The 10451-nt window shown below is 58.8% G+C and carries 8 protein-coding genes; 1 reads left to right on the top strand and 7 read right to left on the bottom strand.

Features of this window, described 5'->3' with window-relative positions:
* Positions 1–210: 210 nt before the first annotated feature.
* The 6 genes from A7P96_RS08705 to argH all read right to left on the bottom strand — a co-directional run bounded on the left by A7P96_RS08705 (position 211) and on the right by argH (position 6013).
* Positions 211–1098 (bottom strand): lipid A biosynthesis lauroyl acyltransferase, encoded by an 888-nt coding sequence (locus A7P96_RS08705; RefSeq protein WP_067526327.1) that lies wholly within the window; start codon positions 1096–1098, stop codon positions 211–213.
* Positions 1099–1231: 133 nt separating this feature from the next.
* Positions 1232–2026, bottom strand: coding sequence for a serine O-acetyltransferase (gene cysE, locus A7P96_RS08700; RefSeq protein ID WP_067526325.1), 795 nt, complete (start codon positions 2024–2026; stop codon positions 1232–1234).
* Positions 2027–2200: 174 nt separating this feature from the next.
* A complete protein-coding gene (gene rho / locus A7P96_RS08695; protein WP_067526323.1) occupies positions 2201–3460 on the bottom strand; it encodes a transcription termination factor Rho in 1260 nt (419 codons plus the stop codon).
* 255 nt (positions 3461–3715) lie between these two features.
* Positions 3716–4042: a thioredoxin TrxA gene (trxA, locus tag A7P96_RS08690; RefSeq protein ID WP_067439738.1), complete on the bottom strand. Its 327-nt coding sequence runs from the start codon at positions 4040–4042 to the stop codon at positions 3716–3718.
* Positions 4043–4315: 273 nt separating this feature from the next.
* On the bottom strand, positions 4316–4525 hold the full coding sequence (locus A7P96_RS08685) for a DUF2788 domain-containing protein (protein ID WP_067526321.1): 210 nt from the start codon (positions 4523–4525) through the stop codon (positions 4316–4318).
* Positions 4526–4624: 99 nt separating this feature from the next.
* The gene (argH, locus tag A7P96_RS08680) at positions 4625–6013 is read right to left on the bottom strand and encodes an argininosuccinate lyase (RefSeq protein ID WP_067526319.1); all 1389 of its coding nucleotides are present in this window, start codon (positions 6011–6013) and stop codon (positions 4625–4627) included.
* A 212-nt stretch (positions 6014–6225) separates the two neighbouring features.
* Between argH and A7P96_RS08675 the strand changes: the two genes are divergently transcribed.
* A complete protein-coding gene (locus A7P96_RS08675) occupies positions 6226–7356 on the top strand; it encodes an anhydro-N-acetylmuramic acid kinase (protein WP_067526317.1) in 1131 nt (376 codons plus the stop codon).
* 285 nt (positions 7357–7641) lie between these two features.
* On the opposite strand, the gene pepN is transcribed toward A7P96_RS08675, so the two are convergent.
* Complete coding sequence (gene pepN, locus A7P96_RS08670) at positions 7642–10311, bottom strand: aminopeptidase N (RefSeq protein ID WP_067526315.1); 2670 nt, start codon at positions 10309–10311, stop codon at positions 7642–7644.
* Positions 10312–10451 lie beyond the last annotated feature (140 nt).

Here is a 10451-nt window from a genome sequence, read left to right as displayed (position 1 = left end):
GATGACCGCTGTTTTTATTCCGAAATCGAAACCGGAAAGGGCGCAGAAGGCACGGCTTTCTGCGTGGGCTACGACCACAGCGTGTACGGGCAGGAATAAAACCTGCCGTTTGAGGCTGAAAAGGCTACCTGAAATGTTTTCAGGTAGCCTTTTGGCTGGAATGGGCAGAAAACAGGCCGTTGGAAGATTGGTTTCCAACGGCCTGTATTGTTAGGCGCAGCCGGATTTGGCGTAGAAATCGGGGCTGCCTGCGGGGCGGGTTTTGAAGCGTTTGTGCAGCCAGAAGTATTGCTCGGGTTGTTCGCGCACGCGTTCTTCGATGAAGTGGTTCATGCGCTGTACGTCGGCTTGCACGTCTTCGCTGGGAAAGTTTTCCCAGGCGGGGTAGAAGCGCAGGGTAACGTGGCCATTGGGCTGGCGGGTGGGGATGGCGGGCACGACTTTGGCTTGGGTGAGGGCGGCAATGCGGGGGAGGCCGGCGATGGTGGCGGTGGGGATGCCGAAGAAATCGGCAAAGATGGAATCTTTGGGGCCGAAGTCTTGGTCGGGCAGGTAGAGGAAGGGGGCGGGGGCAGCGCGCAGGTGTTTGATGATGGCGCGTAGGCCTTCGGTGCGGCCGATGAGGAAGACGTTGTTGTAGCGGTGGCGGCCGCGCAGGATTTGCTGGTCGAGCGCGGGGTTTTTCTGGTGGGAATACATGCTGGTGAGCGGCACGTCTTGGTTGAGCGCGTACACGGCAAGCTCGAAGGCGGTGAAGTGGGGATAAAGCAGGATAACTTTATTCCCGGCGGCGAGTTCGTTGTCGAGATGGTGTTTATTTTGATAGTGGACGAGGGATTTAAGCCGCTTGGCGCTGCCATACCAATAGAGGCCGTATTCGAGAATGAGCTTGGCCATGTGGCGGAAGTGGCGTTTGAGCAGGGTTTTGCGCTGTTTCTCGCTCAATTCGGGGAAGCACAGGCGCAGGTTGATTTCGCCGATGCGGCGGCGTGGGGCGACGGCATAATAGGCGAGGCTGCCGATGGCGTCAGCCAGCTTTTGGATGGCGGCGAAGGGCAGGAGTTGGATGAGGTAAAGAAAGAAAAAGGCAGCTTTCATGGGCGGGTGCAATCGGGCGGGTAGCGGGATTATACAGCGGCGGGCCGGCGGAAGGGCTACCTGAAATCATCTGCCGGCATGTTGGGCGGGCAGAAAGCTGTGCTGTTTGTTTTCAGGTAGCCTTTATCTGCCATCATGAATCCAAGCTTTGATCCATATCGGCGGAGGGGCGCACGTTGCCTTGACCGATCACGCGGGCGGGCACGCCGACTACGGTGCTGTGGGCGGGTACGTCGTGCACCACCACGCTGCCGGCGCCGACTTTGGCGCATTCGTTCACGCGGATGTTGCCGAGGATGGAGGCATTGGCGCCAATCATCACGCCGTCGCTGATTTTGGGGTGACGGTCGCCGCCTTCTTTGCCGGAGCCGCCGAGGGTAACGCCGTGCAGGATGGAGATGTCGTTGCCCAAAACGGCGGTTTCACCCACCACAAGGCCGGTGCCGTGGTCGACCATAATGCCGTGGCCGAAACAGGCGGCGGGGTGGATGTCGATACCGAATACTTCGGAGGCGCGGTTTTGCAGGAAGTAGGCGAGGGTTTTGCGGCCGTGCTGCCACAGCCAGTGGTTGATGCGGTGGGCCTGCACGGCGTGGAAGCCTTTGTAGTAGAGCAGCGGCAGGTAGTAGGCATCGCAGGCTGGGTCGCGTTCGTAGTAGGCGACGATGTCGGCCTGCATGGCTTTGGAAATGCGGGTGTCGCTGTCGAGTGCCTGGAAGAAAATTTCGTTGAGCGCGCGGCTGTCCATCACGGGGCTGGCGAGCTTGCTGGAGAGGTGGAAGGCGAGCACACGGTCGATGCTGCTGTGACGCAGCACGGTTTGGTGCAGGAAGCTGGCGAGCATAGGCTCGCTTTGGGCGGCTTGGGCGGTTTCGGCCAGGATGGTTTGCCACAGGGTGCGGCTGTCGGCGTAGTCGAGGGTGGTCATTTTATCGTTGCTTAAAACAAGAATACTACCGCATTGGCTCGCCTTGCCGTACTGGCTGTACTGCCTACGGCTCGCCGCCTTGTATTGTTTTGTTTGAAGTGGCGATAGCTGGCTTTTGGGCGAATGCGGAATGGGTTTCAGGTAGCTTGGGAGGCTACCTGAAATACGGCGGGCTTATTTGCCGCGCATCAGCTCGAAAAACTCATCGTTGGTTTTGCTGTCTTTGAGTTTGCCCACTAGGAATTCGGTGGCTTCGAGGTCGTCCATCGGGTGGAGGAATTTGCGCAGCAGCCACATGCGTTGCAGGCGGTCGTTGGAAACGAGCATTTCTTCTCGGCGGGTGCCGGATTTGTTGATGTTGATGGCGGGGAAAACGCGTTTTTCGGCCATGCGGCGGTCGAGGTGCAGCTCCATGTTGCCGGTGCCCTTGAATTCTTCAAAAATCACGTCGTCCATGCGGCTGCCAGTTTCCACCAGCGCGGTGGCGATGATGGTGAGCGAGCCGCCTTCTTCGATGTTGCGGGCGGCGCCGAAGAAGCGTTTGGGGCGGTGCAGGGCGTTGGCGTCCATACCGCCAGTGAGGATTTTGCCGGAGGCGGGGGCAACGGTGTTGTAGGCGCGGGCCAGGCGGGTGATGGAGTCGAGCAGGATCACCACGTCTTTTTTGTGCTCCACCATGCGCTTGGCTTTTTCAATCACCATTTCGGCCACTTGAACGTGGCGGGCGGCGGGCTCGTCGAAGGTGGAGGCCACTACTTCGCCGCGCACGGAGCGGGTCATTTCGGTAACTTCTTCGGGACGCTCATCGATCAGCAGCACAATCAGTACCACTTCGGGATAGTTGGCAGTGATGGCGTGGGCGATGTTTTGCAGCATCACGGTTTTGCCGGTTTTGGGCGGGGCCACCAAAAGGGCGCGCTGACCCATGCCGATGGGGGAAACCAAATCGATGGCGCGGGCGGTGATGTTTTCTTCGGCCTTAATATCGCGTTCGAGCTTAATCGGACGGGTGGGGAAGAGGGGGGTGAGGTTTTCAAACAGGATTTTGTGTTTGCACACTTCGGGGTCGTCGCCGTTGATTTTATCTAGGCGCACGAGGGCGAAGTAGCGTTCGTTGTCTTTGGGTACGCGCACGCTACCTTCGATGGTGTCGCCGGTGTGCAGGTTGAAGCGGCGGATTTGGTTGGGGGAAACGTAGATATCGTCGGGGCTGGCCAAATAGGAAGTGTCGGTGCTGCGCAAGAAGCCGAAGCCGTCGGGCAGGATTTCGAGCGTGCCGGAGCAGCTGAAGCTCTCGCCCTGTTTCATCATGTGGCGGACGATGGAAAACACCAAATCTTGTTTGCGCAGGCGGTTGGCATTTTCAATACCGTGTTGTTCGGCCATTTCCAACAGTTTGGAAATGTGCTGGGTTTGTAGTTCGGAAACGTGCATAAGATTATGTTTTGTGTTGAATAATGGATAAATTGATTAAATGAACGCGCGATTCAGATAATGGGGGAGGGATGGGGGGGATATGTGTGGGGATGGGTTTGGAAGATTTAAGAGTTTTGGCTGTTGTAAGCCGGAGAATGGGGCTGCGCACCAAAAGTGAGTCGGGCGCAAAACGGCGGCATTCTAGGGGATTGAGTGGGGCTTGTCAAGAAAAGCCACCGCCGGAAGATGCGGCGGTGGCGGAATAGGGCAGTATTACAGTGAAGCGTTCAAGAAATCGGTGAGCTGGCCTTTGCTCAGGGCGCCCACTTTGGTGGCCACGCGCTGGCCGCCGTTGAACACCATCAGGGTGGGAATGCCACGCACGCCGAATTGGGCGGGGGTTTGCTCGTTTTCGTCGATATTCATCTTCACTACTTGCAGCTTGCCTTGGAATTCTGCAGCGATGTCGTCCAGAATCGGGGCGATCATTTTGCAGGGGCCGCACCAAGGAGCCCAGAAGTCGAGCAATACGGGCAGCTCGGCTTTCAATACGTCTTTTTCAAAGGCAGCATCAGAGGTGTGGATGATTTGGTTGCTCATGTTTTTTCCTTTCAGATAGGGATTTCAGATGGCAGGCAAGATACGGGTTTCGCCGCAAAATAACAAGGCCGGCCGTGCATCGGCAATGGCAGTTATAGTTTCCAACAATGGCCGACAGATGGCGTTATTGAGGCTACCTGAAAATGTGCAGCCGTGGTTTTAACTTCGTTGAAGTTTCGTTTTCGCTTCGTAAAAACTCAGCTTCTGGCAGAAATTTCGTTTAGCTTCGCAGAAACTCGGCTTCCTTCAGAAACCTCGTTTTCAGGTAGCCTTTCAAACAGGGTGCTTCAAAATCAGATTCACCAACACTTCCTTCATCAAAAAGCCCATCATGCCCAAGCCGAGCACAAAAAACGGCATGGCCATGCTGAATTTGCTGGCGCCGGATTTTTTGCCCAAGTCCCAAATGATGAGGCTGATGAAGATAACCAGCACGCTGAGGCCAATTTTCATACCCCAAGCGGAGAGTTGGGCTTCGGTCATGATGTTTCCTTTTTAATTAAGATGGTGTGAAGGGCGCATTATATCGCTAAAGTTTGTGCAAGGCAGCGGGGCGGCAACAGGCTATCTGAAAGATATGCATCATGCATTTTCTTTCAGCAGCTCCCGCCAGCGGGCTGCCTGAAACTTCACCTGCTCCGGCGCGGTGCCGCCCAAGTGGTTGCGGGCGTTCAGGCTGCCTTCGGGGGTGAGTACTTGGTAAACATCGTTTTCAATCAATGCACTGAAGCCTTGCAGCACGGTGAGCGGCAGGTCTTCCAGCCCGCAGCCTGCTTGTTCGGCGTGGCGCACGGCTTGGGCGACGGCTTCGTGGCTGTCGCGGAAGGGCAGGCCTTTTTTGACCAGATAATCCGCCAAATCGGTGGCGGTGGCGAAGCCTTGCAGCACGGCGGCGCGCATGGCTTCGGGCTTCACGGTGATGCCGCGCATCATGTCGGCGTAAATCCGCAGCGTGTCGATGAGCGTGTCCACGGTGTCGAAGAGCGGTTCTTTGTCTTCCTGATTGTCTTTGTTGTACGCCAGCGACTGGGATTTCATCAGCATAATCAAACCGGTGAGGTGGCCGATGACGCGGCCAGATTTGCCGCGCACGAGTTCGGGCACATCGGGGTTTTTCTTCTGCGGCATGATGCTGGAACCGGTGCAGAAGCGGTCGGCGATGTCGATGAAGCCGAAGCGGGGCGACATCCACAAAATCAGTTCTTCGGACAAGCGGCTCAAATGCACCATCACCAGCGAGGCGGCGGCGGTGAATTCGATGGCGAAGTCGCGGTCGGACACGGCGTCGAGCGAGTTTTGGCAGATTTGTTCGAAGCCTAGGAGCGCGGCGGTGGTTTCGCGGCGGACGGGGAAGGTGGTGCCGGCCAGCGCGGCGGCACCCAGCGGCATGCGGTTGGTGCGGCGGCGGCAGTCGGCCATGCGTTCGTCGTCGCGGCCGAACATTTCCACATAGGCGAGCAGGTGGTGGCCGAAGCTGACGGGTTGGGCTACCTGAAGGTGGGTGAAGCCGGGCATGACGGTGGCGGAGTTTTGTTCGGCCAAATCGAGCAGGGCAGCCTGCAAGTCTTTAATCAGGCGGCGGATGGTGGAAATTTCGTCGCGCAGCCACAGACGGATGTCGGTGGCGACTTGGTCGTTGCGGCTGCGGCCAGTGTGCAGGCGTTTGCCCGCATCGCCGATTTTGTCGGTGAGGCGGCGTTCGATGTTCATGTGCACGTCTTCCAAATCGAGCGACCATTGCAGGCTGCCTGCCTCGATTTCGGCTTGGATTTCAGCCATGCCGCGCCGGATGTCGGCCAAATCTTGCGCGGAGAGCACGCCGGCTTCGTGCAGCATCTGCGCGTGTGCGAGCGAGCCTTGGATGTCGTGGCGGGCGAGGCGTTGGTCGAAGTTGATGGAGGCGGTGTATTGTTTGACGAGTTTGGACACGGGTTCGTTGAAACGGCCGGACCAGGTTTTTTGGTGGGTCATGTAAAATTATCCTTTTTCATAATTGCATCAATTTTAAATATTTCAAATTAAGAGATTATGACCGGGTTGGTTTATTTTTAGGTAGACTCCCGTACGGATAGAGGCTACCTGAAAGCAGTATGGGCATTATAGTCCAATCCTCAAATGGGGCTACCTGAAAACAGCTGCCGTTCGCTATATAATGCCGCCGTCTTTCCCACATAGTCCGCACCATGACCCAATACTATATCGGCCTGATGTCCGGCACCAGCATGGACGGCGTAGATGCCGTGCTGGCCGCCTTCAATGGCACCCAATGGCAGGGCGCGCTCGGCCATTTTGCCGTGCCCTACAGTGATGATTTGCGCCGCCGCCTGCTGGATTTGCAAAACCTAGGCGGCAACGAAATCCACCGCAGCGAAATGCTCGCGCAAGAGTTGGCAGCGCTCAACGCTCAAGCCGTGCATGGCCTGCTGGCGCAGCAAAAGCTTGCCCCGCGCGATATCGCCGCCATCGGCGCGCACGGCCAAACCGTGCGCCATGCCCCCGAGCACGGCTACACCGTGCAGCTCATCAATCTGCCGCTCTTGGCCGAGCTTACCGGCATCGACACCGTGGGCGACTTCCGCCGCCGCGACATGGCCGGTGGCGGCCAAGGCGCGCCGCTCGTGCCCGCTTTCCATCAGGCCGTGTTCGGCAGCCCGGAGTATGGCCGCGTGGTGCTCAATATCGGCGGCATTGCCAACATCAGCGTGTTGCAACCGCATGCCGATGCCAGCGGCTTCGACACCGGCCCCGGCAATATGCTGGCCGATGCCTATATGCAGCACCGTTTCGGCCAAGCCTGTGACCGAGACGGTGCCCTTGCCCGCAGCGGCCGCGTTATCCCCGAACTGCTGCAAACTCTGCTGGCACACCCTTATTTCCACCGTACCCCGCCAAAAAGCACTGGTCGCGATTTGTTTTCCCTCGATTGGCTGCAAGGCTACCTGAAAAACAGCGAAACCGACGAATTATTGTCAGAAAACAGTTATACCCCCGCCGATATCGTGCGTACCCTCAACGCCCTCACCGCACAAAGCATTGTCGACGCCATTGCCGCCCATGCCCCCGGCGTACGCGAAGTGTTTGCCTGCGGCGGCGGCGTGTTCAATCCCGTGCTGATGGCCGAGCTCTCCGGCAGGCTCGCCCCGCTCGGCATCCGCACCGCTACCACCGACGAGCTAAACCTGCCGCCGCAATGGGTGGAAGCCGCCGCCTTCGCCTGGCTCGCCGCCTGCCGCGTGTGCCGCGAGCCGGGCAATCCCCACGCTGCTACCGGCGCGAAACAGTCTTATATCCTCGGCGCTTGGCATTGCGCGTGAGCCAGTGCAGACCATGCTGCCGGTAGGGCAGATCTCTGTTGCCTAGGTGCTTGAGTTAAAAGGCTACCTGAAATTTCAGGTAGCCTTTTTGTTTATAGCGGATTAACACTTCGATACAGGCAGTAAACCGCCGGCTGTGCAGCGATATGGCAAGTATAGCCATGCTGTAGCAGAAGTGGAGTGGGTTTGTTATAGGCTGGATATCTGCTATCCGCGCATTTGTGTTTAAAGGCTACCTGAAACTTTACTGCGCGGCGTTTCAGGTAGCCTTTTGCTGTGTTCCCCTTACGCGGAAGCCTGCAAAATCTTGCCGATGATTTCGCCGCTGTCTTTGGAGAGGGCTGGGTTTTCGGCGAGTTTTTGCAGCTCGGCGCGCATCAGGCTGCGGCGCTGCGGTTCGAGCTGGGCGCAGATGTTGAAGGCTTGGGCGAGGCGGGCGGCGATTTGGGGGTTGAAGCGGTCGATGCGTTCGATTTGGCCGGCGAGGAAGGCGTAGCCGCTGCCGTCTTTGGTGTGGAAGTGTAGCACGTTGCGGCTGAAGCTGCCGAGCAGGGCGCGGGCTTTGTTGGGGTTTTCCAGGCTGAAGGCGGGGTGTTCGAGCGCGGCGGCCACTTGCGCGGGTGTGTCGGCGCGGTGGCTGGCAGCAATCAGGCTGAAGTATTTGCACATCACAAGGTCGTCGCTGTGGAATTTGGCGGCGAATTGTTCGAGAAGGCGGTTGCGCTTGGGGCGCTCGTTGTGGTTGATGGCGCTGAGGATGCCCCATTCGTGGGTCATGTTGCGTGCCATTTGATTGTAGTTGGCGGCCACTTGTTCGATGTGTCCGGGGCGGGCGCGCAGGATGAAGGCGCGGCAGGCGTTGCGCAGGGCGCGCCAGCCTGCTTGCTGCGGGTGGTATTCGTAGGGCTCGGCGAGGCCGGATTGCTCTTCTTCCATGCGGCGGGCTTCGGCGTTGAGTACGGCGAATTGGTCGGCGAAGTGTGCAGCGATTAAATCGAGCAGGGCTTCGCGGGCGCGGTGGACGATGAGCGGATCGATGTTTGGGCGGCCGGCCCAGAGTTCGGCTTCGTTGGGAATGGCGAGCAGGGCGGCTTGGAATACGGCGCTGATGTCGGCACGCAAAACGTAGTCGATGGCTTGCAGCAGGGCGCGGTGCTCGGGCAGGGGGCTAGCTGAAAGCAGGGCGGCTTCGTTGGCAGCGATGGCGCGGCGGTAGAGGGTTTGCGCGGCTTCCCAGCGGGTGAAGGGGTCGCTGTCGCAGGCGAGCAGCACGGAGAGCTCGTGCTCGCTGTAGGCGTAGTGCAGGTTTACCGGGGCGGAGAAACCGCGCAGCAGGGAGGGGACGACTTGTTGATAGTTGCCTTCAAATTGCAGGGCAACGCTTTCTTCGGCCTGGCGCAGGGTGAGCACGGCTTCGGTTTGCGTATGTCCGTTTTCAGGTAGCCTGAAGGGGATGGGCTGGCCGAAGGTGTCTTCGTCGGCGCTGAACAGGGCGATTTTGAGCGGAATCATCATCGGCTGTTTGGCGGCCATATCGGGAGTGGGCGGTATGCTTTGGCGGATGTTCAGCACGAAGCGGTTGTCGGCTTGCAGGCTACCTGAAACATCCAGCACCGGCGTGCCGGCCTGGCTGTACCACAGGGCGAATTGTTCGAAATCGAAGCCGTTGGCATCGGCCATGGCGGCGCGGAAGTCGTCGCAGGTAACGGCTTGGCCGTCGTGGCGTTGGAAATAAAGCTTCATGCCTTTTTGGAAGCCCTCTTCGCCGAGGAAGGTGTGATACATGCGCACCACTTCGGCGCCTTTTTCATACACGGTGAGGGTGTAGAAATTGTTCATTTCCACATAGCTGGCGGGGCGCACGGGGTGGGCGGTGGGGCCGGCGTCTTCGGGGAATTGGTGGGCACGCAGGAAGGATACGTTTTCAATCCGGCGGACTTCGCGGCTGGCGCGGTCGGCGGAGAATTCTTGGTCGCGGAATACGGTAAGGCCTTCTTTGAGCGAGAGCTGGAACCAGTCGCGGCAGGTAACGCGGTTGCCGGTCCAGTTGTGGAAGTATTCGTGGGCGATGACGCCTTCCACGCGCTCGAAATCGGCGTCGGTGGCGGTGCGGCTGTCGGCCAGCACGCAGGCGGTGTTGAAAATGTTCAGGCCTTTGTTTTCCATCGCGCCCATGTTGAAGTCGCCCACGGCCACCACCATGAAAATATCCAAATCGTATTCGAGGCCGAAACGGGTTTCGTCCCAGCGCATGGCGTGTTTGAGCGATTCGATGCCGAAGCGCACTTTGCCGGCATCTTCGGCGCGGGTGAAGAATTCGAGCGCCACTTGGCGGCCGCTTTTCGTGGTGAAGCTGTCGCGGGTGCACACCAAATCGCCGGCCACGAGGGCGAACAGGTAGCTGGGCTTGGCGAAGGGGTCGTGCCATTCGGCCCAGTGGCGGTTGTCGGGCAGTGTGCCGTGGCCGGTGCGGTTGCCGTTGGAAAGCAGCACGGGGAAGCGGGCGCGGTCGGCGCTGATGCGGGTGGTGTAGATGCCCATCACGTCGGGGCGGTCGGGGTGGTAGGTGATTTTGCGGAAGCCTTCCGGCTCGCACTGGGTGTAGAGGTTGCCGCCGCTGGCGTAGAGCCCCATCAGGGATTTGTTGTGGTGCGGATAAAGGCGGGTGGCTACGTTCAGCTTGAAGGGCTGGGCGGGGACGTGTGGGATGGATAGGGTGTTGTTTTCTAGTGTGTAGGCGGTTTCAGGTAGCCTTTGGCCGTTGAGCTCGAGGGAAACCAGCTTGGCCGAGCCTTGCAGCACCAATGTGCCGCCGGCATCGGGCTGGGGCTGGATGGAAAGTTCGGCGGTAACGGCGGTATGGTCGTCATACACATCGACATTCAGGCGGATGTGCGGCACGAGGTATTCGGGGGCGCGGTAGTCTTTGAGGTAGTGTGCGGTTTGCTGGGGCATGGCGGGCGGCCTTATGGAAGAATGGAAAGCGGGTATTTTAGCGCAAAACGGGGCCGGGTTTTAGCTTCGCAGAAACTCAGCTCCGGCTGCGCCGAAACATCGTTTTCAGGTAGCCTGATGCGGTAAAGATCTCGGGCTGC

This window comes from Eikenella sp. NML03-A-027 (assembly GCF_001648395.1).
In the GTDB taxonomy this organism is placed as follows: Bacteria; Pseudomonadota; Gammaproteobacteria; order Burkholderiales; family Neisseriaceae; genus Eikenella; species Eikenella exigua.
Note: the sequence above shows the minus strand (reverse complement) of the source record. Positions and strands in the feature narration are given on the sequence as shown.

What these genes read in the sequence shown, in the direction of transcription:
- pepN (WP_067526315.1), bottom strand. Translation starts at nt 10,311, where the DNA reads ATGCCCCAGCAAACCGCACACTACCTCAAAGACTACCGCGCCCCCGAA.
- rho (WP_067526323.1), bottom strand. Translation starts at nt 3,460, where the DNA reads ATGCACGTTTCCGAACTACAAACCCAGCACATTTCCAAACTGTTGGAA.
- A7P96_RS08705 (WP_067526327.1), bottom strand. Translation starts at nt 1,098, where the DNA reads ATGAAAGCTGCCTTTTTCTTTCTTTACCTCATCCAACTCCTGCCCTTC.
- cysE (WP_067526325.1), bottom strand. Translation starts at nt 2,026, where the DNA reads ATGACCACCCTCGACTACGCCGACAGCCGCACCCTGTGGCAAACCATC.
- trxA (WP_067439738.1), bottom strand. Translation starts at nt 4,042, where the DNA reads ATGAGCAACCAAATCATCCACACCTCTGATGCTGCCTTTGAAAAAGAC.
- A7P96_RS08685 (WP_067526321.1), bottom strand. Translation starts at nt 4,525, where the DNA reads ATGACCGAAGCCCAACTCTCCGCTTGGGGTATGAAAATTGGCCTCAGC.
- argH (WP_067526319.1), bottom strand. Translation starts at nt 6,013, where the DNA reads ATGACCCACCAAAAAACCTGGTCCGGCCGTTTCAACGAACCCGTGTCC.
- A7P96_RS08675 (WP_067526317.1), top strand. Translation starts at nt 6,226, where the DNA reads ATGACCCAATACTATATCGGCCTGATGTCCGGCACCAGCATGGACGGC.